The sequence below is a fragment of the Dechloromonas denitrificans genome, assembly GCF_001551835.1.
GTDB classification, from domain to species: Bacteria; Pseudomonadota; Gammaproteobacteria; order Burkholderiales; family Rhodocyclaceae; genus Azonexus; species Azonexus denitrificans.
Map to the genome: position 1 here is coordinate 84,967 of NZ_LODL01000007.1, position 25,651 is coordinate 110,617.

The 25,651-nt window shown below is 63.5% G+C and carries 27 protein-coding genes; 11 read left to right on the forward strand and 16 right to left on the reverse strand.

Annotated elements, in window-relative coordinates; all coding sequences use genetic code 11:
• Positions 1 to 43 precede the first annotated feature (43 nt).
• From tpx to AT959_RS03020, 3 genes are all read right to left on the reverse strand, one after another.
• Positions 44 to 547, reverse strand: a complete 504-nt coding sequence (gene tpx / locus AT959_RS03010) for a thiol peroxidase (RefSeq protein ID WP_066880468.1) — start codon at positions 545 to 547, stop codon at positions 44 to 46.
• A 104-nt stretch (positions 548 to 651) separates the two neighbouring features.
• A complete protein-coding gene (locus AT959_RS03015; protein ID WP_066880471.1) occupies positions 652 to 1,434 on the reverse strand; it encodes a response regulator in 783 nt (260 codons plus the stop codon).
• Positions 1,435 to 1,559: 125 nt separating this feature from the next.
• Positions 1,560 to 2,459, reverse strand: coding sequence for a DMT family transporter (locus tag AT959_RS03020; RefSeq protein WP_066880473.1), 900 nt, complete (start codon positions 2,457 to 2,459; stop codon positions 1,560 to 1,562).
• A gap of 349 nt (positions 2,460 to 2,808) precedes the next feature.
• Here AT959_RS03020 and AT959_RS03025 point away from each other — a divergent pair, with 349 nt between their 5' ends.
• The gene (locus tag AT959_RS03025; protein WP_066880475.1) at positions 2,809 to 3,933 is read left to right on the forward strand and encodes an acyltransferase family protein; all 1,125 of its coding nucleotides are present in this window, start codon (positions 2,809 to 2,811) and stop codon (positions 3,931 to 3,933) included.
• A 31-nt stretch (positions 3,934 to 3,964) separates the two neighbouring features.
• On the opposite strand, the gene pdxR is transcribed toward AT959_RS03025, so the two are convergent.
• Positions 3,965 to 5,440, reverse strand: coding sequence for a MocR-like pyridoxine biosynthesis transcription factor PdxR (gene pdxR, locus AT959_RS03030; RefSeq protein ID WP_066880476.1), 1,476 nt, complete (start codon positions 5,438 to 5,440; stop codon positions 3,965 to 3,967).
• Between the two features lie 86 nt (positions 5,441 to 5,526).
• Between pdxR and AT959_RS20760 the strand changes: the two genes are divergently transcribed.
• Positions 5,527 to 6,180 carry a pyridoxamine 5'-phosphate oxidase family protein gene (locus tag AT959_RS20760; protein WP_088178928.1) on the forward strand — a complete coding sequence of 218 codons (654 nt, stop codon included), beginning with the start codon at positions 5,527 to 5,529 and terminating at the stop codon, positions 6,178 to 6,180.
• Positions 6,177 to 6,500, forward strand: a complete 324-nt coding sequence (locus AT959_RS21550; protein ID WP_205629820.1) for a hypothetical protein — start codon at positions 6,177 to 6,179, stop codon at positions 6,498 to 6,500. Before AT959_RS20760 ends, AT959_RS21550 begins: the two co-directional genes overlap by 4 nt.
• Here AT959_RS21550 and AT959_RS20765 read toward each other — a convergent pair.
• Positions 6,456 to 6,728, reverse strand: a complete 273-nt coding sequence (locus tag AT959_RS20765) for a hypothetical protein (protein ID WP_157651193.1) — start codon at positions 6,726 to 6,728, stop codon at positions 6,456 to 6,458. The genes AT959_RS21550 and AT959_RS20765 overlap by 45 nt on opposite strands.
• Positions 6,729 to 6,838: 110 nt before the next feature.
• On the opposite strand from AT959_RS20765, the gene AT959_RS03040 reads away from it, so the two are divergent.
• The 3 genes from AT959_RS03040 to AT959_RS03050 all read left to right on the forward strand — a co-directional run bounded on the left by AT959_RS03040 (position 6,839) and on the right by AT959_RS03050 (position 10,231).
• Positions 6,839 to 7,453, forward strand: a complete 615-nt coding sequence (locus AT959_RS03040) for a 3'-5' exonuclease (protein ID WP_066880479.1) — start codon at positions 6,839 to 6,841, stop codon at positions 7,451 to 7,453.
• A 6-nt stretch (positions 7,454 to 7,459) separates the two neighbouring features.
• Entirely contained in the window at positions 7,460 to 8,101 is a 642-nt protein-coding gene (locus AT959_RS03045; RefSeq protein ID WP_066880481.1) for a glutathione S-transferase, read from the forward strand.
• Between the two features lie 363 nt (positions 8,102 to 8,464).
• The gene (locus AT959_RS03050; protein WP_066880483.1) at positions 8,465 to 10,231 is read left to right on the forward strand and encodes a hypothetical protein; all 1,767 of its coding nucleotides are present in this window, start codon (positions 8,465 to 8,467) and stop codon (positions 10,229 to 10,231) included.
• 281 nt (positions 10,232 to 10,512) lie between these two features.
• On the opposite strand, the gene AT959_RS03055 is transcribed toward AT959_RS03050, so the two are convergent.
• A complete protein-coding gene (locus tag AT959_RS03055; RefSeq protein ID WP_066880485.1) occupies positions 10,513 to 10,707 on the reverse strand; it encodes a hypothetical protein in 195 nt (64 codons plus the stop codon).
• Positions 10,708 to 10,777: 70 nt separating this feature from the next.
• Complete coding sequence (locus AT959_RS03060; protein ID WP_066880487.1) at positions 10,778 to 11,674, reverse strand: LysR family transcriptional regulator; 897 nt, start codon at positions 11,672 to 11,674, stop codon at positions 10,778 to 10,780.
• Between the two features lie 95 nt (positions 11,675 to 11,769).
• Between AT959_RS03060 and AT959_RS03065 the strand changes: the two genes are divergently transcribed.
• Genes AT959_RS03065 through AT959_RS03080 form a run of 4 tightly spaced genes read left to right on the forward strand, consistent with a single transcriptional unit; the run spans position 11,770 to position 14,291 of the window.
• Complete coding sequence (locus AT959_RS03065; RefSeq protein ID WP_066880489.1) at positions 11,770 to 12,564, forward strand: DODA-type extradiol aromatic ring-opening family dioxygenase; 795 nt, start codon at positions 11,770 to 11,772, stop codon at positions 12,562 to 12,564.
• Positions 12,565 to 12,575: 11 nt separating this feature from the next.
• On the forward strand, positions 12,576 to 13,118 hold the full coding sequence (locus AT959_RS03070; RefSeq protein ID WP_066880491.1) for a cytochrome b: 543 nt from the start codon (positions 12,576 to 12,578) through the stop codon (positions 13,116 to 13,118).
• 1 nt (position 13,119) lies between these two features.
• Positions 13,120 to 13,683, forward strand: a complete 564-nt coding sequence (locus tag AT959_RS03075; RefSeq protein ID WP_066880493.1) for a YceI family protein — start codon at positions 13,120 to 13,122, stop codon at positions 13,681 to 13,683.
• 29 nt (positions 13,684 to 13,712) lie between these two features.
• Entirely contained in the window at positions 13,713 to 14,291 is a 579-nt protein-coding gene (locus AT959_RS03080; RefSeq protein WP_066880495.1) for a YceI family protein, read from the forward strand.
• A gap of 74 nt (positions 14,292 to 14,365) precedes the next feature.
• Here the strand turns inward: AT959_RS03080 and AT959_RS03085 are convergent, their stop codons facing one another.
• The 6 genes from AT959_RS03085 to AT959_RS03110 are packed head-to-tail and all read right to left on the reverse strand — an operon-like array spanning position 14,366 to position 19,821.
• The gene (locus AT959_RS03085) at positions 14,366 to 15,139 is read right to left on the reverse strand and encodes a LamB/YcsF family protein (RefSeq protein ID WP_066880497.1); all 774 of its coding nucleotides are present in this window, start codon (positions 15,137 to 15,139) and stop codon (positions 14,366 to 14,368) included.
• Between the two features lie 19 nt (positions 15,140 to 15,158).
• Entirely contained in the window at positions 15,159 to 16,193 is a 1,035-nt protein-coding gene (locus AT959_RS03090; protein ID WP_066880499.1) for a 5-oxoprolinase subunit C family protein, read from the reverse strand.
• Positions 16,190 to 16,951: a 5-oxoprolinase subunit PxpB gene (gene pxpB, locus AT959_RS03095; RefSeq protein WP_066880501.1), complete on the reverse strand. Its 762-nt coding sequence runs from the start codon at positions 16,949 to 16,951 to the stop codon at positions 16,190 to 16,192. Before pxpB ends, AT959_RS03090 begins: the two co-directional genes overlap by 4 nt.
• A 9-nt stretch (positions 16,952 to 16,960) precedes the next feature.
• A complete protein-coding gene (locus AT959_RS03100) occupies positions 16,961 to 18,259 on the reverse strand; it encodes a TRAP transporter large permease (RefSeq protein WP_066880505.1) in 1,299 nt (432 codons plus the stop codon).
• A 10-nt stretch (positions 18,260 to 18,269) separates the two neighbouring features.
• On the reverse strand, positions 18,270 to 18,788 hold the full coding sequence (locus AT959_RS03105; RefSeq protein ID WP_066880507.1) for a TRAP transporter small permease: 519 nt from the start codon (positions 18,786 to 18,788) through the stop codon (positions 18,270 to 18,272).
• 58 nt (positions 18,789 to 18,846) lie between these two features.
• Positions 18,847 to 19,821, reverse strand: a complete 975-nt coding sequence (locus tag AT959_RS03110; protein ID WP_066880509.1) for a TRAP transporter substrate-binding protein — start codon at positions 19,819 to 19,821, stop codon at positions 18,847 to 18,849.
• Positions 19,822 to 20,007: 186 nt separating this feature from the next.
• On the opposite strand from AT959_RS03110, the gene AT959_RS03115 reads away from it, so the two are divergent.
• Positions 20,008 to 20,562: a winged helix DNA-binding protein gene (locus tag AT959_RS03115; RefSeq protein ID WP_066880512.1), complete on the forward strand. Its 555-nt coding sequence runs from the start codon at positions 20,008 to 20,010 to the stop codon at positions 20,560 to 20,562.
• An 80-nt stretch (positions 20,563 to 20,642) separates the two neighbouring features.
• On the opposite strand, the gene AT959_RS03120 is transcribed toward AT959_RS03115, so the two are convergent.
• The 3 genes from AT959_RS03120 to AT959_RS03130 form a co-directional block, all read right to left on the reverse strand.
• On the reverse strand, positions 20,643 to 22,643 hold the full coding sequence (locus tag AT959_RS03120; RefSeq protein ID WP_169795441.1) for a TonB-dependent receptor plug domain-containing protein: 2,001 nt from the start codon (positions 22,641 to 22,643) through the stop codon (positions 20,643 to 20,645).
• Positions 22,644 to 22,645: 2 nt separating this feature from the next.
• Positions 22,646 to 24,775, reverse strand: a complete 2,130-nt coding sequence (locus tag AT959_RS03125) for a putative bifunctional diguanylate cyclase/phosphodiesterase (protein WP_066880516.1) — start codon at positions 24,773 to 24,775, stop codon at positions 22,646 to 22,648.
• A 5-nt stretch (positions 24,776 to 24,780) separates the two neighbouring features.
• A partial coding sequence (locus tag AT959_RS03130) for a response regulator (RefSeq protein WP_205629821.1) occupies positions 24,781 to 25,651 on the reverse strand: 871 nt, incomplete at its 5' end.

The window sequence follows — 25,651 nt, forward strand, 5'->3', positions numbered from 1 at the left end:
CCGCCCGAAAAGGGCAAAAACCGGGCGATCGACCGGTGGGCGATCAGGCCAGGGCAGCCAGTGCCGGGGCGTAATCCGGCTCGCTCTTGATCTCGCTGACCAGTTCGCTGTGCAGCACGCGATTGTTTTCATCGAGCACGACCACGGCCCGGGCGGCGACGCCGGCCAGCGGACCGCTCTTGATCGCCACGCCATAGGCTTCGAGGAATTCGCGACCGCGCATCGTGGACAGCGTCTGCACATTGGCCAGGCCTTCGGCGCCGCAGAAGCGGCTCTGCGCGAACGGCAGGTCGGCGGAAATGCAGAGCACGACGGTGTTTTTCAGATCGTTGGCGGACTGGTTGAACTTGCGCACCGAGGTGGCGCAGGTCGGCGTATCGATGCTCGGGAAGATGTTCAGGATCTTGCGCTTGCCGGCCAGGCTGGCCAGCGTGACGTCCGCCAGATCCTTGCCGACCAGCGAGAACTCGGCAGCTTGCGCGCCCTTGGCGGGGAAAACACCGCTCACTTCAATCGGATTGCCGCCCAGCGTTACGGAATTAGCCATTTGAAACTCCTGTGGTTGTGATCGAGAGCGACTCTGACCGCGCAATCGTCAATCAATTCCCTGAAAAACCCGAAACCGGCAACTTTTTGCCGAAATACCGCCTTTCAGCCGAGCAACTTGCGAATGAAAGCTTCGACATAAGCCGGCCGCAAGGGCTTGATGATGTAACCGACCGCCCCGAGCCCGGCCGCCTGGGCGACCAGCACCTTGTCGGCACAACCGGTGACCATCACCACCGCCGTCTCCGGGCTGGCTTCGACGATCAGCGGCAAGGCTTCCAGGCCACCCATCACCGGCATATTGACATCGAGGCAAAGGACGCGCGGCTGGTGGGCCTTGGCCGCACTGAGCGCTTCCGCCCCGGTGGCCACCGACTGCACGACACGCAGGCCGCACTCTTCGAGCAAACCTTTGAGGACCAGGCGCACCGAACCGTTGTCGTCGGCGATCACCGCCGTGCCGCGAGCCGTACCGCGCGCCGGCGTGGCAGCGGCAGTGGCTGCCTGTCCGGCCTTCTCGGCCAGCTTGCGGGCGGCGGTCACTTCACGCAGTTCATCGATGATCTGGTTCTGCCCGAAAGGCTTGCGAATGAAGCCGGAGGCGCCGGCATCGGCCGCCTTTTCCTCGAGCCCGGCCTCGTTGGAGGCGGTCATGAAGACGACATCGATGTTCGGTGCCTGCGTCTGAATGACTTTCAACAGCGCCAGGCCGTCACGCCCCGGCAGGTTGTAGTCGAGGCAGACCAGATCCGGCATGGTCTGGCGGAGGCGCTCCTCCAGACCATTGCCATCCGAATAAGCACCAACCACCTCATGCCCGGTCTTGGCGAAGACGGCGGCCAGCACTTTGAGCATGGCGGCATTGTCATCGATGATCATGATCCGCATCGAACCGGCTCCAGATATTCAAAATTCACAAAGATGTCGAATTTTAACAGAAGCCGACCGCTGGCAAGGCCCGCCAGCCAGCCAACTTGCACTGATGGACAAGACATTGCCATGCTTGGCCGGACCTATTCAGTCGCCGGTGTGGCAGGCGCCAGCAGGGAAACCAGCGATTCCCACTGATGCACGCTGAGGCCGGACAGGATCAGCGCCGTGCCCGCCCACAAACGCAGGCTGATGCTTTCGCCATTCAGCACACTGCCCAGCCACAGAGCCAGCGCCGGCGTCACCAGCGTGATCAGCGCCACTTTCGACGCTTCGAGGTGCTTGATCACGTAGTAGTACAGCGCAAAACCGATCACCGAGCCGAAGATCCCGAGATAGACGATCGCCGCCCCCGAGCGCGGCGGCACCATCGCTGGCAACTGCCCGTCGGTGAGCAGCCAGACCAATCCGAACAGCGGCAGCGAGACGCTCAGCGAGCCGACCGTGGTCGCCAGCGGCGGGCTGTCGTCGCCGATCTGCTTCAGCCAGACCAGCGAACCGGAATAGATGAAGACCGCCACCAGCAGCGCCAGCAAGCCGGCCAGCGCATGTTCGCCGCCGAGGCTGTCGCCGTGGATGAAGATCACCGCCAGCCCGAGCATGCCAAGCACCATGCCGGCCAGTCGCCACGGCGTCAGCGAGCGTTCGCCGAGACAGAGGGCCGCCAGCACGCCGGCCATCAGCGGCGACAGGCCGAACATTACCGAGATCAGGCCGGAATGGATGTAACGCGCCCCCCAGTAGGTCAGCGCCATGCCGCCAAAGAGGCCAAGGCCGCCGACCAGATAGGCGCGGCGGGCGCGGGCGTGCAGCGGCAGGTTGATTCGCCAGACAGCGAGCAGCAAGGCGGCAACGATGACGCCGATCAGCATGCGGGCCAGCACGGCAAAGGCGAAACCGGTGCCTTGCGTGCTCCACTGGATGGCCAGTGGCGTCGTAGACCAGATAAGGACGATGGAGAGATAGGCGACAGGGATGGACACAGCGTTCTCCTACAGTAATGCGCTGAGGACGGATGAAAAACAAAAAGGCCGCGGGTTGAAATCCGCGGCCTTTGCTGAAAATCGGTGGAAACGTTCGGCTAACTCCCCCCAGGCCCCGGAAAAACGGCAGCGCGCCACGCACGCAGGACGCGGTGGCACGGAATGATCGGTGCGAACAGGGAAAGGACGTAAACCATGAAGCTATTTTGCCGGCGAATTGTGCAGTGCGTCAATGACGTTTTTCCGGCATGCCATTGCTCTATACTTGAGCAGCCGTCATAACACGCCCCCCGGTCAGTCGAGGCGTGGCCAAGCGAATTCCTGAGAAGCCCTTTACTGAGGAAAGCTCATGAACCTGATCCTCGACATCGCGCGTGGTATTGCCGCCCTCGGCGTCTTCCTGTTTCACATCAGCGACGGCCTGCACGAATCGATGCCGGCCGTGGCCAGCATTTTTCGTTTTGGCAGCCTTGGCGTGCCCTTGTTCTTCGTTATTTCCGGCTATGTCATTTCCGCCTCGGCCGACGCCATCATCCGCAAGAACGAATCGGCGAACGCCTTTCTGAAACGGCGCTTCCTGCGGATTTTTCCGCCTTTCTGGTACTCGATCCTGGTCGTCCTCGCGCTGCCCTATCTGATCGCCGCCATCTCGATGTTGAAAAGTGGCGTCTATGAAGCCCCCCTGCCACAGTTCCTGGCACTGACCGGCGGCGAGTGGTTGCAGTTGATCAGCCTGACCAAGGTTTTCCTGGCCGACGACGGCGACCTGCAAGGCCAGTTCAGCCAGGTCAATTCGGTGTATTGGACGCTGGCCATCGAGTTCCAGTTTTACCTGCTGGTCTATCTGGCGCTGCTCTTCCGCCGCCATTTCCTGCTGATCATCACCGCGGTGACCGCCGCCAGCCTGGTGCTGCTGGCCTACCCGCAAGCGCTGAACAGCGGCCTGTTCCTGTATTTCTGGCCGATGTTCGCACTCGGCATCGGCCTTTTCCACGTCATCAAACACGACTGCAAAATCGATCGCCTAGCCGTTTCGGCACCCGCCGTTGCGCTGCTCCTCGGCACGCTGCTCAGCCTGGCCTATCTCGGCACCCTGACCGACGTGCTGGGCAAGCTCTTTCCATCGGCCAGTCTGGGCTTTGCCACGGTCTGCGCACTGATCCTGTGGTTTGGCCAGCCGATCGGCCTGCAGCTGGAAGCGGCGAAACACGGGGGGTATCGGCCGGTGCGCTGGCTGATCAAGGCGGCGGCCTTTCTCGGGGTGATTTCATATTCCGTCTATTTGCTGCACGGCAAGCTGTTCGAGCTGCCAGCCATGGTCGTCCGGCAGCTGGTGCCGATCACCAGCCCGCTCAACGCCCTCCTGACCGTATTCGGCACCCTGACGCTGTGCGCGGTTTTTTACATTTACTGCGAAAAACCTTTCCTCAGCAAAAAACTGCAAAAGCTGAACGAAAAGACCTTGGGCGACTGATCGGCCACGCCCAAGCGCTCACCCGGCAAGCTCAAAGCCGAAGCTGTTCGGCATTGCGCCAAGCCTGCACCAGGCGCACCACCAGTTCGGGGATGCGCGCTTCCTCGGCCATGCCGTAGCCAAGGACCAGCCCGTTCTGCGCCGGAACGGCGGCCCCCGCGGCGTAGTACTCGCTGAGAGCGCGGACGGTGACGCCGAGCGCGGCGGCCTGGCGGACAATTTCCGTATCCGGCGGGCCGGCCGGCAAGCGCAGGGTCAGATGCAGGCCGGCATCGCCGCCGAGAATTTCGACATCCTCGCCGAAGCCGGCCTGCAGCGCCTGGCGCAGCAGCGACTGGCGCGCCCGGTAGCGTGGCGCCATCGCCCGCAGGTGGCGGGTCAGCCGGCCGCTTTCGAGCAGACGGGCCAGCGCCCGCTGTTCGACGGCCTGGCCGGAACGGTAGAGACTGCCGATCCGCTCGCCGAAATCGCTGGCCAGCCAGCCCGGCACCACCATGTAGGCGAGACGCAGGCCGGGATGGAGCAGCTTGCTGAAGGTGCCGACATAAACCACCGGAGCCTCCGGCCGCAGGCCCTGGATGGCCGGCAGCGGCGCCAGCCCGGGGCGGGCATGGTTGAACTCGCTGTCGTAGTCGTCCTCGATGATCCAGCCGTCGCCGATCCGGCGCAGGAAGTCGAGCCGTCGTTCCAGGCTGAGCACCGAACCGAGCGGGTACTGGTGCGACGGGGTCAGGTAGAGCAGGCGCGGCGGCTGGTTTTGCCAGAGACTGTCGGGCGGCGCCAGACCGGCGCGGTCGACCGACACGAACTCCGTTTTCAGGCCAGCCGCCTGCATCGCGGTGCGGGCCGCCGGATAGCAGGGATTTTCCAGCCAGACGGTATCGCCGGCATCGGCCAGCAGGCGGGCGCAGGCGTCGAGCGCCAATTGCGCGCCGCCGACGATAAAAATCTGTTCCGGACGACAGAGTACGCCGCGCCGCGCTCGCAGGAAATCGGCCAGGGCCTGGCGCAATGCCGGCTCGCCGCCGGGCGGCGCGTAGGCCAACTGCCGGGCGCTGACCTCGCCCCAGGCCTTCTGCAATTGCCGCGCCCAACTCACCCACGGAAAGGCGTTCAGATCGGCGACACCGGGCGCAAACGGCAACACCGCATCACCCTGACGCACCTGCAAACTTGCCGCGCGGCGCGCCAGTTGCGGCTGATTTTGCGCAACACCGGCGGTCGACCTCGTCGCAGGTGGCAAAACCGGCAGTACCGCAACCCGCGTGCCACGCCGGTCGGCCAGTAGAAAACCTTCGGCGATCAGTTGCTGGTAGGCGTAAAGCACGGTGTTGCGGGCCATGCCGTACTCCGCGGCAAGGCTGCGGCTGGCCGGCAAGGGATTGCCGGGGGCCAGCACGCCGCCGAGAATCGCTTCTTTGAGCAACTGGTAAAGCTGCTGCTGGCGCGGCCGGGCAAGGTCGGCGGGCGGTACGGTGAGCGGCTGGAGAATATGGGCGAGCTGCATGTGGCTCCATCAATATCGACAGTTATGGCTCCATGCATAGTGCCACAGGCCGACTATGCTCGCCCTACCCTTTAACGGAGCCTGTCATGAACACTTCACCGCCCAGTCCGCGCACCGAAATCCGCCGCAAGCCGCAACGCGGCCATTACGACCCCGCCAGCATCCACGCCATCATCGATGCCGCCTTACTTTGCCATATCGCCTTTGCCGACCAGGGCAGCACGCATTGCCTGCCCACCGCCTGCTGGCGCGATGGTGATTTTCTCTACATCCACGGCGCCAACAACTCGCGCCTGACCGCTGCCCTGCTCGCCGGCCAATGCGCCGTCTGCATCAGCCATCTCGACGGCCTGGTCCTGGCCCGCTCGGCCTTTCACCATTCGATGAATTACCGCTCGGTGGTGATCTACGGGCAGTTTGCTGCGGTCGACGATGGAAAAGACAAGAAAATGGCGATGACCGCCTTTCTCGAACACGTCAGCCCCGGCCGCAACGCCCTGGTGCGGACGAGCAGCCCGGCCGAACTGGCCGGCACCCGCATCCTGCGCATCCCGCTGGCCGAAGCCGCCGCCAAGATCCGCAACTGGGGGGTTGAAGACAGCGCCGACGACATGCAGATTCCGGTCTGGGCCGGCGTCATTCCGCTGCACTGTCAGCCCGGCGCAGCGCAAGCGGAGAGCGGCGCCGATCTTTACCCGTTGCCGGCCCTGCCGGCAGGCCTTGGCAAGGAACAGGGATGAGGCAAACCAGCATCGGGACTTTTCTTTTCCCCGTGGTCGAAGTCCTCGATTTTGCCGGGCCGTACGAGGTGTTCACAACCGCCACCCAGGGATTGGGTCATCGGTTGGGGAGTGTCCAGCTCGGCATCTCGCAACGCTGTTTCGGACGCAGGCGTGGGGTGCTCGGCTTTGAGCGACTGGTTCCGCTCAGTGCCTTTTGTGCGCTCCCTGCCACGCTTGAACACAGCTTCAACGCAACCGGATTTGATCGTCAGTTTGCTCATTTCGAGACCAGTTCAGGGCAGCTCGACAATACAGAAATAATCGGGCTCGCCGAATAGCATGCTGACGAAAACCCGGCCGGGGTTGCACAGCAGGCATTCCCGGATGTCGTCAGCGCCGCTCGGCAATTCATCCACCCCGAGCTCAAAGACGTGGTTGCCCTCACTAACGAGGCCGCTTAACAGGTCTTCAGCGTTCAAGTAGCTATCGGCTTCCGTGTGAACCGTTCCATAGGTGTATTGCTCAGGCTTGTCATGGCTGGGAACGAGCGCGGCGAGATAGAACATGATGACGTCCTTGAGTAGGGAGCGCTGACTATAAGCAAGTTCTCGGCACCTTGGCAAATGAGACAATTCGCACCAACGAATTGCGAATTGAACCACCAGGGGGATGAATTTTGGACGTTGTAGCTGTAATCGACTTTGAAACGACAGGTTTGTCCCCTGCACAGGGTGACCGGGCGACTGAAATAGCGGCCGTCATCCTTGAAAACGGCAAGGTCGTGGACCGTTACCAGAGCTTGATGAACGCCGGCGTAGGCATTCCTTCGTTCATCGAGGAACTCACCGGAATTTCAAACGCGATGATTCGCCAGGCGCCAACGGCGACCGTCGTCATGCGCGAAGTGTCCGACTTCGTTAGCGATATTCCCCTCGTTGCCCACAATGCCTCATTCGACTGCAAGTTCTGGGATGCTGAGGTGGCGCGCATCAACCTCACCAGACGGCAGGAATTCGCATGCTCACTGCTCCTTTCGAGGCGACTCCTGCCGCTGGCCCCCAGCCATAAACTCGGGGCCCTGGTCGAATATGCCAACCTCCCCTTAGCAGGCCGTGCTCACCGGGCTTTAGCCGATGCCGAGATGGCCGCCAGCCTTTTGACGCACCTGGCCGATGAGTTGCGCAGCAGGTATGGGATTCGGCAGGTGACACATGAATTGCTGCGCAAGATTCAAGGCATTCCCAAGGCGAAGGTCGAACAGGTCCTTGCAAAACATCAACAGTCTCAGTAACTGAGCATGCAAAAACCACTGCTCTACACCTACCGCCGATGCCCCTACGCCATGCGAGCCAGAATGGCGCTCTTGGTCGCTGGCATCGATTTCGATGCACACGAGGTGTCGCTACGCGACAAGCCGCCGGAGATGCTGACCCGCTCCCCCAAGGGCTCGGTTCCCGTCATGCTTCTACCAGATGGCAGCGTATTGGAGCAAAGCTGGGACATCATGCGCTGGGCGCTGAATCAGGATGCAAGCAAGCGTTGGTGGGAGCCCGCTCAATCGACTGAAAACCTGGAATGGCTGACCAGGAACGACGGTATGTTCAAACACCACCTCGACCGGTACAAATACCCGGAGCGTTACTACGAAACAGACCGGGCTGGACATCGTGAAAATGCGCTCGCAACATTTCTTCGACCGCTAAACACCCGACTGGAACAGAGCAGCTTCCTGGGCGAAAGCGGGCCCTGTGCAACCGACCTTGCGCTCTTCCCCTTCGTGCGGCAATTCGCGGCGGTAGAGCCAGACTGGTTTGAGCTGTTGCAACTGCCAGCACTAAAGGCATGGCTGGCAAACTGGCTTTCAAGCCCTTTGTTTATGCACTGCATGCACAAACTACCCAGCCAAACGACCGTGCCATTTCCATCGGAAGGGCGCTAGGCATCGCTGGTCGGCGGCAAACAGACGGATTGCGGACTGAATTTATTGGCTACCCGAATGGCCGAATTATTGCCGGTTGCGACTGGCATGAGGCCGATTTTCGGCAGTGGACGGTGAGCTGCATATCCGCGAACGACCGCTGAGCAGCGTACAGCGGTCTCTCCCATAAGACGACCCTTGAGCTGCTGCCGGCTAAGGGCTCGCGCGCGTCCGTGACTGCTCTCTGGTAGTCGCTCCCGGCCCAACTTGTACCGATGCAGCGCTGGCCTCCCCACCTGCGATCAGCGAACAGCCCCCACGTAACTCGGGCGCGGGCTGATGGATTAAAGTAGATGTTGATGACATCGCCTAGAAAGCCGATCTATGAACGAAGCTTGGATTCTTCAAACCTCTGAAATTCGGCGCCCGTTCTCTCGGGCGACCTGGGTTCCTCTTCGCGCGTCTCTCAATGACGAGAAGTGCAACGTGAAGGAAGTTGGGTATATCGGCGACATCTTCGCTTGCGGCTCCGTCGCCTTTCCAAGCAAGCATCGCGAACTTGCCGAGCGCTTGAGCTGGAGCGAAATCGGCATCGGGCACACCGTGGCACCGTATGCGTACTCGGACGGACATTACTCGCCGATCGATGAGTACCAGTACAACGACAAGGAGTCCATCGGGATCAACCTTGTTTTCGAGCACCCACAGCCCGTAGTTGGCGGCCGGCAGTGGATCCTGAATCCTGACTTGGTGGTCGCGCTTCGCCTGATTAAGGAAGGGTCTAACTGGGTCAGGCCGGAAGAGGACTTTGTCGTGGTCGCCAGGGAGACGGTGGACAGCGATAGCAGCCATCGCCTGATAGAGATCAAGCGCGAGTTCCTAATGGACTATCTGGCCGCGCGCGGCCTGTCCCTTCGTCTGTCCTATTACCGCCAGCGCGTCGAAAACGTGGCCGACCTCAAAGACAGCCCCTATGCCGGCCTGAACGAGTTCCAGGAGCAGCGTGAAGGTGGAAGGTACGAGCTGCGCATCAAGGAACTGAACGCCGTGTTCGGCGGGAGCTGGGCGTCGTTTCGTATGTGGCGCACCGACGTCGACGAGGAGGAAGACGCTCCGGTCATGGGGCCTGAGACGAACGACAACACCGCCGCAGAGAGTGCCAGGGGCCATCGAAGCGGCTACCCCGGTGTGCGCGTCGAAGGCGAGTTCTGGCGAGACGAGTGGATCGAACATCAGGGAAAGAGCACGCGTGTGCGCGGCGACGAGGATCAGAATCTGCCGCACTTCATCGTCGACACTGACGGTTCGCGCAAGTTCTCTGCCGAGCTCAACAACGAAGACATTGGACGGTGGCTCTGGTTCCGTCCGTCCGTGGTAAGCGAGCTCCTGAGCCATCGGGGCTTCTCCTTAAAGTGGTACACGGCTGAAACCGGCGCAATCAAATCCACTTCGGGGTATTCAACCCATTTCGGTATCAACTCCTCGGAACTCATCACCGTCTACGCGTACGACATCGCCAAGCTGCCCGCCTGGGAACAGCTCCTGTGGGCCGCGACTAATGTCGCCCCGGAGGGCAAGGTCAGCGCGGAGCTCCTCGCCTCGCAGGTCAAGGCACAGCCAGCGGACACCTATGCAGTAGAGGAGATGCTGTTTGAATGCATGCGGTTACTGGAGGGCGACTTTCGCAAGACATTCGGTGTGTCGCTGTTTTCACATGAGATTGATGATGCGGCCTCGATGCAGCAGATCTCTCGCTTTTCGAGCAAGGACCAGGCGTCACTCTTGCGGCTGGCCAAGGAGCTCGTACGCATCTTCTCCGACCGACTCGACGTGCGCTCTCTTCGAAAGCTGTCCAACCACCCCGACAAGGACAAGTTGGGCTCTAACAAATTGCTGCAGAACATCCTTGCCCAGAAGGCCGGGGAGGAGCGCGCGCGAGAGGTCTTTGCTGCCATCGTCGGAGCCTACGACATGCGCCTTGGCGATGCGCACCCGACTAGCTCAAAGATCGGCGAAGCACTCAAGCTCGCCGGCATCGACGTCGCGGCGTCGTATCTGCGACAGGGCGAGCAGTTAATCCACAACTTCGGCCACGCCGTTTGGTGCACCGGGAGTCTGCTTTTCGGCGACCACGAGAAGAACGAGGGATAAGCCGTTCGCTGTCGGACGGCCCAATCGCTGCCGATCGGCGGATCGGCAATGAGCGGACATCCTCAGTCACTTCTTGGGCCGACCGCTTAGGCCGACGAGCTTCCGTTGATCATCCGGCAAGTATCAGAGTTAATCGCCCCTTTGACGGCCGGTTATCTGGCAACGATGAACGTCCGCTCCTTGAAGCCTGATGACATCAGCCTGCATCTGGCCAAACGCTTGGCTGGGCGCTAACACGGCGTGCTAAATGGAGATTCGCGAGGATAAGCGCGGCAGCTGACTCAGGCTGGCCGCTGGCCGTTCTGGCGCAGGGCGGCGAGGAATTCGCTGAACGAGGTTTCGCGCACGGTGATGTCGGCCAGGGCGTCGCGCAGGTCGAAATTCGACAGTTCGGCATCGCCGGCGCGGGATGTATCGCGGCCCACCTGAACACTGGCATTGGGCGAAGCGCCTTGATTGCGATTGAGGGAGGCCATCTCGGTCGTCCTGTCGAATTGAACGTGAGTTCATGATGCGGCGGCCCCCCCGAACTGTCTGTGAATCAATTCACGATGCGGCAATTTCAGCCAGCCCGGCCCCGAGAAAATCCATCAGCACGCGGACCCGGTGCGGTACGTGGCGGTTGCTTGGCAGCATGGCGTAGATGCCGAGTTCGGGAATGGGATAGTCGGCCAGAATGGCTTCGACACGGCCGGCGGCGAGGAAGGTGTCGAGGATGAAATCCGGCTGGCAGGTCAGCCCCAGCCCCTGGGCGGCAGCCTCGGTCAGCACTTCGCCGTTGTTGGCGTTGAGGCGGCTGTGGATCGGGTAACTCGCCATCTGGCCATCGACCATGAACTGCCAGACCTGATTGCTACCGGCCGCCGTATAGCCCAGGCATTCGTGATGCGCCAGTTCGGACGGATGCTGCGGTCGACCGTGACGGGCGAGGTAATCCGGCGCCGCGACGACCAGCATGTGGCCGGTGCCGATCTTGCGCGCCACGTCGCCCGGCTCCAGCCGGCGGGTGATGCGGATCGAGAGATCGATGCCCTCCTCGATCAGCTTGACCCGGCGGTCGGTGTAATCCATGTCGAGGCCGACTTCCGGATAGCGCCGGGAGAAATCGAGCAGCAATGGGGCCAGCCGTTTCAGGCCGAAGCTGAGCGGCAGGCTGATCCGGATGTTGCCGCGCGGCGTCAGGCGCTCCTCGGCGACATCGGTTTCGGCCGACTCGACCAGGTTGAGGATGACCCGGCACTTTTCCAGGTAGGCGGTGCCGGCCGAGGTCAGTGCCAGGCGGCGCGTGCTGCGCACCATCAGCTTGACGCCGAGGTGGGCTTCGAGGGCGGCGACCTGCCGGGTCACCACCGAGCGGGCGACGCCCATCTGCTGCGCCACGGCGGAAAAGCTGCCGAGTTCGGCCACCCGGACAAAAAGATGCATGGCGTCGAGTCGATCCATTGTTGCAAATCCAGCAATAAATATTTGCAGATTGTCGGCTATTTCGCTGCAAAAAGGGGGAATAAAGTACGTCCATCGCTTCTGGAGTCATTCCGATGAACACCTCACCCACCGCACTATTCGTTCCCCACGGCGCGCCGACCTTTGCGCTGCGCCCGGGTGCGGCCGGCGCCGCGCTGAGCACGCTGGCCGGCACGCTGCCGACGCCGCGCGCCATCATCATCGTCAGCGCCCACTGGGACACCGCCGTGCCGACCGTCGGCTTTGCCGGCCGGCCGGAGACGATCCATGACTTCTGGGGCTTCCCCGACGAACTGTACGCCATCCGCTATCCGGCCACCGGCTGCCGCGAGGCAGCCGACGAAGTGGTGGCGGCAATTGCCGCCGCCGGCCTGCCGGTCGCCAAGGATGCCGAACGCGGCCTCGACCACGGCGCCTGGGTGCCGCTGCGCCTGATGTTCCCGGAAGCTGAAGTGCCGGTCATCCCGCTCTCCATCCAGAGCCGGGCCGGTGCCGAACAGGCCTACCACCTCGGCCAGGCGCTCGCCCCGCTGGCCGCCCGCGGTTTCCTGGTCATCGCCTCGGGCAATGTCACGCACAACCTGCGCGATTACCAGCGGGCCTACCAGAGCGGCGGCCAGACCCCGGCCTATGTCCGCCAGTTTTCCGACTGGCTGGCCAGCCGTCTCGCCGCCCACGACATTGCCGCGCTGCTCGACTATCGCCAGCAGGGACCGGGCGCCGTCCAGGCCCACCCGAGCGACGAACATTTGCTGCCGCTCTATGTCGCACTCGGGGCGGGCGGCGAGCAGGCCCAGGCCAGACGCTTCCACGCCGGCATCGACGATTACGTCATTGCCATGGATGCCTATTCATTTTTGCCCCAATAAGGAGGTCGACCGTGGCAACCCACTACACCAAAACCGCCAAGAGCCTGCACTGGCTGATGGCCATCCTGCTCTTCGGCCTGCTCGCGCTCGGCTTTTATATGCAGGATCTGCCGCTGTCACCGGAAAAGCTCAAGCTCTATTCCTGGCACAAGTGGGCCGGCGTTACCGCCTTCCTGCTCGTGCTGGCCCGCCTCGGCTGGCGCGTCACGCATGTTCCGCCGGCCCTGCCGGCCACCATGCCGAAACTGATGCAACTCGCCGCCCATGCCGGCCACCTGGCGCTGTACGGGCTGATGCTGGCGATTCCGCTGTCCGGCTGGCTGATGAGTTCGGCCAAGGGCTTCCAGACCGTCTGGTTCGGCGTACTGCCGATCCCCGACCTGCTCGACAAGAACAAGGAAGTCGGCGACTTGCTGCAGACCGTGCACATGGGCCTCAACCTGCTCTTCGTCGCCACCCTCGCCGCCCACATCGGCGCCGCCCTCAAACATCATTTCATCGACAAGGACGACATCCTGACCCGGATGCTGCCCCAGCCCGCCAAGGAGATCTGACATGAAACGTTTCACCCTCGCCACCGCTTTTTCCCTGCTCACCCTGGCCGCCACCTCGGCCCAGGCCCTTGAATACAGCCAGGTCCAGGCCGACAAGAGCGCCATCAACTTCACCTACAAGCAAATGGGCGTCGCCGTCGATGGCAAGTTCAAGAAGTTCGCCAGCGTCCTCAGCTTCGATCCGGCCAAGCCGACGGCCGCCAAGGCCTCCTTCGATGTCGATCTCGGCAGCGTCGACACCGGCGCCACCGAAGGCGACCAGGAAGTGGCCGGCAAGGCCTGGTTCAACACCAAGGCTTTCCCTAGCGCCCGTTTCGTTTCCGGCACCGTCAAGCCGCTCGGCGGCAACAAGTACGAAGTCGCCGGCCAGTTGAGCATCAAAGGCAAGACGCAGGACGTCGTCGTCCCCGCCACCTTCACGCCCAATGGCAACAGCGGCGTCTTCGATGGCAGCTTCACCATCCGCCGCGCCGATTTCTCGATCGGCGAAGGCAGCTGGGCCAAGTTCGATATCGTCGCCAACGACGTCGTCATCAAGTTCCGCATTACCGCAGCAAGCAAGTAAAACCCCACCCCAACCCCAGGAGAATCACCATGCAAAAACTGACCAAGCTCTCTGCCGCCCTCGTCCTCGCCGCCGCTGCCGCCGCTCCGGCCCTGGCCGCCCCGGAAACCTACGTCACCGACGGCACCCACACCTTCCCGCGCTTCTCGTACAGCCACTTCGGCTACTCGACCCAGCTCTCGCGCTTCGACAAGGCCAGCGGCAAGATCGTCCTCGACAAGGCCGCCAAGACTGCCTCGGTCGAAGTCGTGATCGACACCAAGTCGGTCAACACCGGCTACGACACTTTCAACGAGCACATCCAGGGTGAAGACTTCCTCGACACCGCCAAGTACCCGACCGCCACCTTCAAGTCCACCAAGGTCGTCTTCGAAGGCGACAAGCCGGTCAGCATCGAAGGCAACCTGACCCTGAAGGGTGTCACCAAGCCGGTCACGCTGACCGTCACCTCCTTCCAGGCGATGCCGCACCCGATGGTCAAGAAGGATGCGATCGGCGCCAATGCCTTCACCGTCGTCAAGCGCTCCGAATTCAACGCCGGCAAGTACGCCCCCCACGTCGGCGACGATGTCCGCATCGACATCGCCATCGAAGCGATCAAGCAATAAGTTTTTCCGGCTGAACGACAACGGGCCGGACGCCTGGCGGCGTCCGGCCCGTTTTTCGTGCACCGGAAAAGCGGTTACAGGGCGAGATCGCTCAAGGGCGCCAGTTGATAGCCGGCCGCTTCCAGACCTTGGCGGATGGCGCGGGCCGAGGCAACGGCCTGGGCGCCGTCGCCGTGCACGCAAATACTGGCAATCGGCGTCGGCAGCCGCTTGCCGCTCAGGCTGATCAGCGCCCCGGCTTCCAGCATGCGCAACACGTGTTCCAGGCTGGCTGCCGCATCGTGGATCATCGCGCCCGGCTGACTGCGTGGCACCAGTTGGCCATCATCCTGATAGGCCCGGTCGGCAAAGATCTCGATGGCGACCGGCAAGCCGGCCCGCTGGCCAGCCTCGGCCAGTGCCGAACAGGCCGGGGCGAGCAGGATCAGCGAACGGTCGAGACGGGCGATGCTGGCGGCGACGACATCGGCCAGTTGCGGGTCGGCGCAGGCCATGTTGTTCAGCGCGCCGTGCGGTTTGACATGGGTCACCGCCTGCCCTTCGCTGGCTGCCATCGCCTGCAGGGCACCGATCTGGTAGATCAGCAAGGCGCCCAGCTCGTCGGCCGGAATATCCATCCGCCGCCGGCCGAAGCCCTGCAGGTCGGGGAAGGCCGGGTGGGCGCCGAGGCTGACGCCGCGTGTCTTTGCCGCGCGCACCGTGTTGCGCATGACCAGCGGGTCGCCGGCATGAAAGCCGCAGGCGACGTTGGCGCTGCCGACGATGTCGAGCAAGGCGGCATCGTCCCCCATCGACCAGGCGCCGAAGCTTTCGCCGAGATCGGCATTGAGATTGATGCGAGTGGCCATGCTTGCTCCTTGCAATTGACTAGCGATCGGCGCGGACCATGCCGCTGATCAGGTTGCCTTGGTAAAGGGCCGCCTCGTCGAGATAGCCAGCCGGCAGATAAGGACGGATGCCATTTACCCAGGCCTGCCAGCGCGCCTCGCGGGCGGCGAGGATTTCTGCGCTTTTTTCGAGGTCGACCGCAGCAAAGCGCAATTCCTCCCCCGGGCGGCACTGGCCGAGCCGGGGCAGATCGGCGCTGATCACCGTGGCGATTTTCGGATAGCCGCCGACCGTCTGGCAATCGGCGAGCAGGATGATCGGCTGGCCGTTGCCCGGCACCTGGATGGCGCCCGGCGTCACCGCATCCGAGACGATATCGGCCGCCGCGGCGCTGCGATGAGCCAGGCGGGGACCGCTCAGGCGCATGCCCATGCGGTCGCTTTCCGGCGTCACCGTGTAGGGCTGGCCGAGCAGTTCGGCCAGTGCCGCTTCGCTGAAGTGCGTCGCCTGCGGCCCGAGCATGACATGCAGCGGTCCGCTGTCGTGCGTCCACGGCTCGGCCTGGTATTCGCGATATTCGCGCTGGCCCAGGCGGGCGCACGGCAAGCAGTCGCCCGCCGCCGGCAGGCGCCCGTGCAGGCCACCGATGGCCGCCCGCAAATAGGTCGAGCGGCTGCCCAGTTCACTCGCTACGGCAATGCCGCCGGACAGTGCGAGATAGGCGGTGCCACCGTTGACCGGGCCGACCGTCAGGCAGTCGCCGCTATCGAGCGTCGCCGTGCTCCAGGCGACAAGCTCCTGCGGGCTGCCACCCTGGCGGACGATGCTGGCCGTGAGGTTGCCGGTCAGCGCCAGGCGCAGCGGCCCCTGGCCAACCCGCAGGCGTGGGCCGATGCCGCGGATTTCCAGACAGGCCGCCCCGCCCGGGTTGCCGACCAGGGCATTGGCGCAGCGGGCGAACAGCGGGTCGAGAAAACCGGAACTGGCGATGCCCATATGGCGATAGCCCGGCCGCCCGGCATCCTGGATGCTGTTGCCGAGGCCGCCATCAAGCACTTCGACGAAGGCGCTCATGATGGCACTCCCGCTTGCAGAAAATCGAGCCGCCGACGGCGACCGCTGTGCAGGTCGGCTGCGATGGCGTCATAGGCGGCGCGGTCGACCGGCTGCCAGCGGACGATATCGCCCGAGGCCAGCAAGGAGGGCTGCGCCTCGCCGGCGACGAACAGCGAAACCGGGGTACGGCCGAGCAGATTCCAGCCGCCCGGGCTTTCCCAGGGATAGACCGCGCACATTTCGCCGGCCACGGCAATCGAACGGGCCGGCACCTTCTGGCGCGGGCTGGCCAGGCGCGGCGTCTGCAACTGGGCCGGCAAACCGCCCATGTAGGGGAAGCCGGGCATGAAACCGATCATGTACACCCGGAACTCGCTGGCGCAGAGCAGCTCCAGCGCGGCGGCCCGGCTCAGGCCATGACGCTCGGCCACCGCCGCCAGATCCGGCGCGAAGTCGTCGTCGAAACAGGCCGGCAGGGACCAGTGGCGGCCCTGCACGACACTGCCCCGGGCCTGCCCGGCCAGTTGGCGCAGGGCCTCGCCCAACGCCGCCCCCGAGCCCCGCAACGGATCGTAATGAACGGTCAGCGAACGAAAGGTCGGCACGATGTCGATGATCCCGGCCAAGGCCGGCGAACTCCCCCGGGCCGCCTGCAGCGACTCGAAAAAGCCCATCACCCGGCCGTGCACCGCCGGATCGATGCGATCGCCGAACTCCACGGTCCAGGCCCCGTCGCCCAGCGGCAGCAGGTGGGGCTGATCTTTCTCGTAGCTCATGATCGTCGGTCAGCCCGCCATCTGCTGCGGCAGCCAGGTAATCAGGCCGGGGAAGAAATAGAGCAGCAGCACGGCACCAATCATCAGCAGGAACATCGGGAAGGCATGCTTGGCCAGCCAGGTGATTTCCTTCTTGGTCATGCCCTGCAGCACGAACAGATTGAAACCGACCGGCGGCGTAATCTGCGCCATCTCGACGACCAGCACGACGAAGATGCCGAACCAGACAAGATCCAGGCCGGCCGCCTCGACCGTGGGCAGGAGCACGCCCATGGTCAGCACGACGATCGAGATGCCATCGAGGAAACAGCCGAGGACGACGAAAAACACCATCAGGGCGAGGATCAGTGAGAACGGCGACAGGTTCAGGCTGCCGATCCATTCGGCCAGATGCCGCGGCAGGCCGATGTAGCCCATGGCCAGCGTCAGGAAGGCAGCGCCGGCCAGGATCAGTGCGATCATGCAATAAAGCCGGGTCGCGCCGAGCAAGCCGTCACGGAAATTCTTCCAGTTCAGCTCGCCCTGGGTCAGCGCGATGATCATCGAGCCGACGACGCCGAGGGCGGCTGCTTCGGTGGCGGTGGCGATGCCGGTATAGATCGAGCCGAGGACGGCAGCGATCAGCGAGATGACCGGGATCAGGTGACGCGATTCGCTCAGCTTCTGCAGGAAGGTGAAGTTCTGGTCGGCCGGCGGGATCTGGTCGGGATGGAGCAGCGACCAGACGATGGTGTAACCCATGAACAGGCTGGCCAGCAGCAGGCCGGGCACGACGCCGGCGATGAAGAGCTGGGCGATCGAGACATTGGCCGTGACGCCATAGACGATCATGATGATCGACGGTGGAATGAGCAGGCCGAGCGTCCCGGCGCCGGCCAGCGTGCCGATCGCGATGTGCTCCGGGTAGCCGCGCCGCTTCAGTTCGGGCAGCGTCATCTTGCCGATGGTGGCGCAGGTCGCAGCGGACGAACCGGAAACCGCGGCGAAGATGGTGCAGCCGATGATATTGGTGTGCAACAGCCGGCCCGGCAGCTTTTCCAGCCACGGCGCCAGGCCCTTGAACATGTCTTCGGAGAGCTTGGTACGGAACAGGATTTCGCCCATCCAGACGAACAGCGGCAAGGCGGTCAGCGTCCAGGACGAGGCCGAACCCCAGATGGTGACGGCCATGCTGTCGCCGACCGGGCGGCTGGTGAACAGCTCCATGCCGATCCAGGCGACGCCGGTCAGTGCCAGGCCGATCCAGACGCCCGAGCCGAGAATGGCGAACAGGGCGACAACCAGCAACAAGGTGATTGTGAGATCCATGGTTGTTTCCTTATTCGATGTGGGCCGGCTCGCCGTCGAGCGCTTCTTCGCGCAGGGTGCGGCCAGTCAGCAGCAGAACGAGATCCATGACGAAGGCCAGCGCGAACAGGCTGGTGCCGACGGCCATGCCGATCTGCGGAATCCACAGCGGCGTTGCATCGAGGCCGGTGGAAATGTCGAAAAACTCCCGGCTCTGCAGCACCAGGCGAATCGAGAACCAGGCCAGGGCGCCGGCCAGCACGACGGCAACCAGATGGCAGAAGATGTCGAGGTAGCGATGGGCGGCGGCCGGCAGTTGATTGATGATCAGCGTGACGCGAATGTGCTCGCCGCGGCGCAAGGTCGGGGCCAGCGCCAGGAAGGCGGCGGTCGCCGTGCAGTAACCGGCATAGGCGTCGGCACCGGGCAGATCCAGCGCCGGAATCAGGCGGCCGAAAATGCTTGCCAGAACAGCCAGCAGCGTACCGATCATGAAGAGGCCCGACAGATAGCCGGCCATCGAAAAGAGGCTGTTCAGCAGTTTGCGCATGGCGAATCTCTCAAAAAAGGGTCTTTCCGGCGGAAAGACCCTTGGGGGTTGGCAATGCTTACTTGCGGAAGGCGTCGACGATGGCTTGGCCATCGGCGCCGGCCTGCTTCGTCCAGTCGGCGATCATCGTTTCGCCGACCTTCTTCAGATCGGCCTTCAACTGGGCCGAACCGCCTTCAACCTTGATGCCGTTCTTGACCAGTTGCTCGATGTACCAGGCATTCTTCTCCTGGCTGATCTTCCAGCCCCGGCTTTCGGCTTCGGCGGCAGCTTTCAGCAGGGCGTCCTGGCTCGGCTTGTCGAGGGCGTCGAACGACTTCTTGGAGACGATGATCAGGTTTTTCGGCAGCCAGGCGCTGACGTCGTAGTAATACTTGACCTGCTCCCAGACCTTGCTGTCGTAGCCGGTCGCCGCCGAGGTCATGAAGGTATTGACCGCACCGGTCGCCAGCGCCTGGGTCAATTCGGCCGCCTGCACGGTAACCGCCTGGGCGCCGACGAGTTGGGCGATACGACTGGTGTTGGGGTTGTAGGCCCGCCACTTGGCGCCCTTCAGGTCAGCCGCCGAGTTGATCGGCTTGGCGCTGAAAATGCCTTGCGGCGGCCAGGGCACCGCGTAGAGCAGCTTGATGCCCTGCTTGGCGAGATGGGCTTCGGTGACGGCACGCGAGGCCTGCCACAGCTTCTGCGCTTCCGGGTAGCTGGTGGCCAGGAAGGGGATCGAATCGGTGCCGAAAATCGGGTTCTCGTTGGAGTAACCGGAAATGATGATTTCGCCGATCTGGGCCTGACCGCCCTGCACGGCCCGCTTGATTTCATTGGCCTTGAACAGCGAACCGCTGTCATGGACGGTCAGCGTCAGCTTGCCGCCGGTCAGCTTCTCGACATCCTTGGCAAAGAACTGGATATTGGCGGTGTGGAAGTTCGAGGTCGGGTAACCGGTCGGCATGTCCCACTTCTGCTGGGCATGGACGGCGGCGGTTGAAAACAGCAAGGTGCTCGTAACGCCGAGGGCGGCGAGGGTTTTCAGCATGGCAATCTCCTGGGGTCGGGTTGGGGTGGCGTGCCAGTGGGACATCATGACCGGGGCCGCTGTTCAACACGGCGGCCCCGGGTGCTTAACAAATTCGATACGGCGATGTAACGTTAAGAAAACGTTAATAAAAAGTCAACATATTGTTTTGCTATACTTTCACCATCTTGCCCGGACCGAATTGCCATGACCGCACCCAAGCAACAAGCCAGCAGCCCTGAGGAAAATCGCGCCCCGGTTGGCCAGCGTATCGTTTCGTCGGCCCACCTCGTTTCCGAGAAGTCGCCGGAACTGTCCGAGTTCGAATTCGGCATGATCATCGCCGCCAACGCCTTCAACCGCTGGCTGATCCGTTGCATGGGCGCCGCCGGCGTCAAGGACATGACGCCGGTCGACGTGCTGGTGCTGCACCACATCAATCACCGGCGCAGCGAGAAACGGCTGTCCGACATCTGCTTCGTCCTCAATATCGAAGACACCCACGTCGTTTCGTACTCGGTGAAAAAGCTGCTCGGCATGGCCCTGCTCAACAGCACCAAGCGCGGCAAGGAAGTATTTTTCGCGACCACCGACGAAGGCGCCGCCCTCTGCCAGCGCTACCGGGAAGTACGCGAAGCCTGCCTGCTGCCCGGCTTTTCCGGCCTTTCGGAAGAGAACGAGCGACTCGGCGAACTGGCCCGCACGCTACGCCACCTGTCCGGCCGCTACGACCAGGCGGCACGCGCCGCCACCGCCTACTAAGCAGGTCGCCCAGACCAGGCGTGCAAAGGGCAAAAACCGGAATTCGGTTTTTGCCCTTTTTGATACGTCGACCGCAGCAATCAGAAACGGAAGATCGTTTTCAGCAACACGCTGCGCCCAAGCTGCGGCATGCGCCAGCGAGTGATCGGGAGCTGCTCGTCGACCGAGACCGGATCCTGGTAACGCTGGTCGAACAGGTTATAGATGCCGAAGGAAACCTCCCAGGGCTGCGTCGCCGGGGCATAGCTGAAGTTCAGATTGGCCAGGCCGTAAGCCGGCACTTTCTCGCTGCCGCCGGCCGCCCGCCGCTCACTCACCCACTGCCCTTCGAAAGCGGCCATCAGGCCGGCCAGGCCGGTCGGCACGGCGAGGTTGAGCTTGAGCATGTGCTGCGGCGAATTGTCCATGCCGCCCTCGGCATTGGCGGCATATTGCGTCGTGTAGCCGGTGCGCAGCCGGGCGCGGTTGCTCCACTGCTGTTCATATTCCAGTTCCAGACCGGTCGCCCGCACCGTGCTGCCATTCATCGCCTGGCCGGTCGTATCGGTCGATACCAGACGCTGCAGGTTGAAGGTGTAGAGCGCCGCGGTCAGCCGCGAAGTCAGGCCCAAACGCTTCTCCCAGGCGAATTCGAGCGACTGCATTTTTTCACTCTGCACGTCCGGGTTGCCGTAGGAATAGCTCGGTGCGACATAGAAGCGCTCATAGACCGACGGCGTCCGGAAGGCCGTGCCGTAGAGCAGCTTGAAAATACCGTAGTCCGCACCATCATGAACGAGGCCGAGACGCGGGCTCCAGAACGACTCCTGGCCGGGAACCTGGTCGTAGCGGACGCCCAGGGTCAGCAGGTTGGCACTGCCGAGCTGGATTTCGTCCTGCAGATAGAGGGTGCCCTGCCGGCGCTGCCGGCTGTCGTTCAGGCAGGGCGCGCTGCCGACACCGTAGCAGCCGTAGCCAGGGTCGTCGTTGAGCTGGTACTGGCGGGTATCGAAGCGGTATTCGAGACCGAGCGTCCACCGCTGGTCGGACCAGGCGGTGGACACCAGGCGGTTTTCGAAACCCCACCAGTTGCCGCGCGCCCGGTCGCGGTTGATCACCCGGGCGACATCCGGCGAATAGTCGTAGGGGAAATTCGCGTCGTAACCGTACTCGCCGACGTAGAGGCGCTGGTAGAGCGCGGTCCGGGCATTGATCTGCCAGTCCTTGGCCAACTCGGCCAGCGAATAGCGATCGCTTTCCCGGTGGCCGTGGTCGTCGAAAATGGTGCCGTAACTGGCGGTCGGCACCGTCTTGTCGCGCTCGCTGTGGATCAGCGTGAAGCGCCAGTCGCTGCCGCGGGCCCGGACGAAGAGCTGGCCGCCGTTCTCGGCACCGACCCCGTGCGCCCGCTGCGGCTCGCCGCTGGCGCTGACATCGTCGAAATTGAGGCTGCGCCCGCCGGCATCGAAACCGCTCACCGAGAGCAGCAGGTCGGTTTCCTTGGCTCGCCCGCCCCAGCTCAGGCGGGCCCGGCCTTCCTGGCCGCTGCCCAGGGCGAGGCCAAGCTCGCTGCCCTTGAGGCTCTGGCCGCTGCGGGTGATGACATTGATCACACCGAACATCGCATCGCCGCCGTAGACCGAGGCACTCGGCCCGCGCACGACTTCGATCCGCTCGACCAAGTCGAGATCGAGCGGAAAAGCGCTGTCGACCGGCGCGCCGGCATAGATGTTCTCGTTGATCGGCACCCCGTCGATCAGGATCTGCAGGCGCGGCCGATAGTCGCCCGGCGCCGAAATGCCGCGTACCCCGGCATAGGTGTAGGTGTGGTCGTTGGTGACATTGAACCCCTGCAGGGTGCGCAAGGCATCGCCGAGGCTGCGCCAGCCGTAGAGCCGGATGTCTTCCCGCTTGAGGATCGAGACGACCGAGGGAATCGCGTCGGCATTCTCGGCGAATTTCGGCGTCGACATGATGCGCACATTGACCAGATCTTCGAGCGGTATCTCGATGGCATCGAACTCGGCCCGCGCCAGTCCGGCAGCCATCAGTGCCAACAGCAAGGCGCTGGCACGGGGCAGCCGGCGGCGTGATAACGACATGCTCATTGCTGAGGGGCCTCCGCGGCGAGGGGCGGTTGGAAGGCGATGAACTCCGCCGCCGGCATCGGCCGGGCGAACAGGAAGCCCTGAAAGATATCGCAGCCCATCCGGCGCAACAATGCCGCCTGCTCTGCCGTTTCAACGCCTTCAGCCACCACCTTCAGGCCGAGGGCATGGCCGAGATCGATCACCGCCTGGACCAGCGCCCGTTCGGTGCGGTCGCTGGCGAGATCGGTGATGAAGGAACGGTCGATCTTGATTTCGTCGATGGCAAAACGGTTCAAGTAGCCGAGCGACGAAAAGCCGGTCCCGAAATCGTCCAGCGCGATACGGACGCCCAGCGCGCGCAGGGCATCGATGACACGGCGGGCCGCTTCGGCATCGCGCATCAGCACGCTTTCGGTCAGCTCGACGATCAACAGGCCGGGCGGGATGCCGTGCCGGGCCAGAGCCTCGTCGATCAACTCGACCAGGCCGCGCTCGAAGAAGCTTTCGGCCGACAGGTTGATACTGACACTGGCCAGCGCCTGGCCATCCGCCAGCCAGTCGGCCAGTTGCCGGCAGACGACGTCGAGCAGCCATTCGCTGATCGGGTGGATGAGGCCGCTTTCCTCGGCCAGCGGGATGAAATTGACCGGCGAGACCATGCCCATCTCCGGATGCTGCCAGCGCAACAGGACTTCGGCCCCGACCAGTTCGCCACTGCCGGCCGAAATCTTGGGCTGGAAATAGGGTTGCAGCTGGCCGCCCTGCTCGACCGCCTGACGCAGGCTGCGTTCGAGGATCATCCGCTGCGCCGCTTCGCGGTCATGCTGCGGGTCGAAGAAATTGACCAGCGCGTGCTCCTCGGGATTGGCGGCGTGAGTGGCAACCAGCATCGCCCGCCGCAGCAGTTCATGCGTATCGGCCCCATCCTCGGGATAGAAGGCGATGCCGATCGACGTCCGGATCAGGAACTCTTCGCCGAGCAACACCATGGGCTGGGCAATGACGCCGACGATCGCATCGGCGAAGCAGTGCAACTGCTCACGCCCCTGGCTGCCCGGCAGAACGATGACAAAGGACTGCTCGTCGTAGCGCGCCAGCTTGGCGGACTGGGCATGGCAACGCAGGCCGCTGCAACAGCTCGGTGGCGTTTCGAGCACGCCTTTGAGGCGGCCGGCCAGCACCTTCATCGCGGCGTCCGCCACTTCCTGGCCGGAAACGCTGGAAATATCGCGCAGACTGTCAATATGGATGAACAGGGCCGCCATGTATTGCGGCTCGCTGGCCCCTTCGATGTCACGCTCGAGCAACTCGATCAGGCGGCTGCGGTTATTCAGGCCGGTAACGCCGTCGTGCCAGGCCAGCTTGCGGATGCGCTCCTCCTGGGCGACGCGTTGCGTGATGTCCTGGGTGAAGCCGCTGCTGCCGCAGACGCCCCCTTGCTCGTCCAGCGTCGGGAAGGCCGTCTCATGAACATGGAAGCATTCGTTGTCGTCATTCAGGCTGCGCAGCCGGTAATCCAGACGGTAGGCGCGCCCGGCCTGCAGACTGGCCCGGGCCTTTCTCAGCATGGCCTGGTCCTCGTGGTGTACGCGGCCGAACAAGCGCGCCGCATCGACCGGCACGTCCGCTGCCCCGATGATGTCGAGATACTGGCGCGAGGCGGCAATCACCGTGCCCCGGCCATCCATTTCCCAGTTGCCGAGCTGGGCGATGTGCTGGGTGTTGATCAGGATCTTCTGGCTATCGATCAATTCCTTGTAAGTCCGGGCCGAACGCAGCAGGTAACGGACACGGTGCGGCAGCAGCGGCATGTTGAGCGGCTTGGTGATGAAATCGGTGGCACCGCAGCGATAGGCCTGGTCGATCGAGGCCTGGTCGTCGAGCGCCGTCAGCATGATGATCGGCAGATGCTGGAAGCGGTCCTGATGCCGAAGCAGGCGGCACATCTCGAAACCGTTGATGCCCGGCATCAGTACGTCGAGCAGCACGAGATCGGGCACTTCGCCGGCCTGCATCAACTGCAAAGCCTCCTCGGCCGACTCGGCGACGCTGACTTCGAATTCGTGCTGGGCGAGCACCGTCTGGGTAATCGTCCGCATGACCGGCTCGTCATCGACGATCAGGATGCGGGGTCGCCTGTCCATTGCGTTCACTGAGCACCTCCACGGGGCAATTGGTTCAGCCACTCGCCCACCACTTTCTCGATTGCGGGAAAATCAGCCACCAGACGCCGGATTAGCGGCCGCGCTGCAGCCCAGTCACCGGCCCGGGCCAAGGTCTCGGTCTCTTTGCAGAGTGCCGAAAACCCGGCCAGCCCGATGGCTGCGCTGGCGCTTTTCAGGTTGTGCACGATGCGAATGATGCGGTCGACCTCGAATTCCTGGTCAATATTGTTCAACACGGCGATCTGCTTGCTGCCCTCGCGCAAATAGGAGGTCAGGACGACGGGAATCACCACGTCGGCCTCCTGGCCGAGACTGGCCCGCAAATCGGGCAGGCTGAGCGCCGGAGCCGGGCCGCTCGCTTCAAGCGATGTCGCCTCGACCGGCACCGCGACGGGCACAACCGGGTTGGCCGCTGGCGGTCGACGCACGGCCGGCAGCCAGCGCAACAGCGCGCTGCGTACCCGGGCGATGGTCACCGGCTTGCTGACGTAATCGTCCATGCCGGCCTGCAGGCACATCTCGCGATCACCGGCCAGGGCATTGGCGGTCAATGCGATGATCAACTGGCGCGACAGGCCGCCTGCCGCCTCGCGCTCGCGAATCAGGCGGGTCGCCGTCAAACCGTCCATCACCGGCATCTGGACATCCATCAGGACCAGGTCGAAAGACTCCTGCTCGAGCAGGGCCACCGCTTCGGCACCATTGACCACGCCATGCACCGAGCAGCCCAGCGTGGCGAGAATCTGTTCGAGGATCAGGCGGTTGGTCTCGTTGTCTTCGACCATCAGGACGCGGGCATTGAACTCGACCTCCCCCGTTTCCTCCGGCTTGCCCGGCTCGTCGGCGGTCAGACCC

What these genes read in the sequence shown, in the direction of transcription:
- AT959_RS03075 (WP_066880493.1), top strand. Translation starts at nt 13,120, where the DNA reads ATGAAACGTTTCACCCTCGCCACCGCTTTTTCCCTGCTCACCCTGGCC.
- AT959_RS03050 (WP_066880483.1), top strand. Translation starts at nt 8,465, where the DNA reads ATGAACGAAGCTTGGATTCTTCAAACCTCTGAAATTCGGCGCCCGTTC.
- pxpB (WP_066880501.1), bottom strand. Translation starts at nt 16,951, where the DNA reads ATGAGCTACGAGAAAGATCAGCCCCACCTGCTGCCGCTGGGCGACGGG.
- AT959_RS03090 (WP_066880499.1), bottom strand. Translation starts at nt 16,193, where the DNA reads ATGAGCGCCTTCGTCGAAGTGCTTGATGGCGGCCTCGGCAACAGCATC.
- AT959_RS03055 (WP_066880485.1), bottom strand. Translation starts at nt 10,707, where the DNA reads ATGGCCTCCCTCAATCGCAATCAAGGCGCTTCGCCCAATGCCAGTGTT.
- pdxR (WP_066880476.1), bottom strand. Translation starts at nt 5,440, where the DNA reads ATGCAGCTCGCCCATATTCTCCAGCCGCTCACCGTACCGCCCGCCGAC.
- AT959_RS21550 (WP_205629820.1), top strand. Translation starts at nt 6,177, where the DNA reads ATGAGGCAAACCAGCATCGGGACTTTTCTTTTCCCCGTGGTCGAAGTC.
- AT959_RS03120 (WP_169795441.1), bottom strand. Translation starts at nt 22,643, where the DNA reads ATGTCGTTATCACGCCGCCGGCTGCCCCGTGCCAGCGCCTTGCTGTTG.
- AT959_RS03125 (WP_066880516.1), bottom strand. Translation starts at nt 24,775, where the DNA reads ATGGACAGGCGACCCCGCATCCTGATCGTCGATGACGAGCCGGTCATG.
- AT959_RS03060 (WP_066880487.1), bottom strand. Translation starts at nt 11,674, where the DNA reads ATGGATCGACTCGACGCCATGCATCTTTTTGTCCGGGTGGCCGAACTC.
- AT959_RS03085 (WP_066880497.1), bottom strand. Translation starts at nt 15,139, where the DNA reads ATGGCCACTCGCATCAATCTCAATGCCGATCTCGGCGAAAGCTTCGGC.
- AT959_RS20765 (WP_157651193.1), bottom strand. Translation starts at nt 6,728, where the DNA reads ATGTTCTATCTCGCCGCGCTCGTTCCCAGCCATGACAAGCCTGAGCAA.
- AT959_RS03065 (WP_066880489.1), top strand. Translation starts at nt 11,770, where the DNA reads ATGAACACCTCACCCACCGCACTATTCGTTCCCCACGGCGCGCCGACC.
- AT959_RS20760 (WP_088178928.1), top strand. Translation starts at nt 5,527, where the DNA reads ATGAACACTTCACCGCCCAGTCCGCGCACCGAAATCCGCCGCAAGCCG.
- AT959_RS03110 (WP_066880509.1), bottom strand. Translation starts at nt 19,821, where the DNA reads ATGCTGAAAACCCTCGCCGCCCTCGGCGTTACGAGCACCTTGCTGTTT.
- AT959_RS03025 (WP_066880475.1), top strand. Translation starts at nt 2,809, where the DNA reads ATGAACCTGATCCTCGACATCGCGCGTGGTATTGCCGCCCTCGGCGTC.
- AT959_RS03100 (WP_066880505.1), bottom strand. Translation starts at nt 18,259, where the DNA reads ATGGATCTCACAATCACCTTGTTGCTGGTTGTCGCCCTGTTCGCCATT.
- AT959_RS03015 (WP_066880471.1), bottom strand. Translation starts at nt 1,434, where the DNA reads ATGCGGATCATGATCATCGATGACAATGCCGCCATGCTCAAAGTGCTG.
- AT959_RS03080 (WP_066880495.1), top strand. Translation starts at nt 13,713, where the DNA reads ATGCAAAAACTGACCAAGCTCTCTGCCGCCCTCGTCCTCGCCGCCGCT.
- tpx (WP_066880468.1), bottom strand. Translation starts at nt 547, where the DNA reads ATGGCTAATTCCGTAACGCTGGGCGGCAATCCGATTGAAGTGAGCGGT.
- AT959_RS03045 (WP_066880481.1), top strand. Translation starts at nt 7,460, where the DNA reads ATGCAAAAACCACTGCTCTACACCTACCGCCGATGCCCCTACGCCATG.
- AT959_RS03105 (WP_066880507.1), bottom strand. Translation starts at nt 18,788, where the DNA reads ATGCGCAAACTGCTGAACAGCCTCTTTTCGATGGCCGGCTATCTGTCG.
- AT959_RS03115 (WP_066880512.1), top strand. Translation starts at nt 20,008, where the DNA reads ATGACCGCACCCAAGCAACAAGCCAGCAGCCCTGAGGAAAATCGCGCC.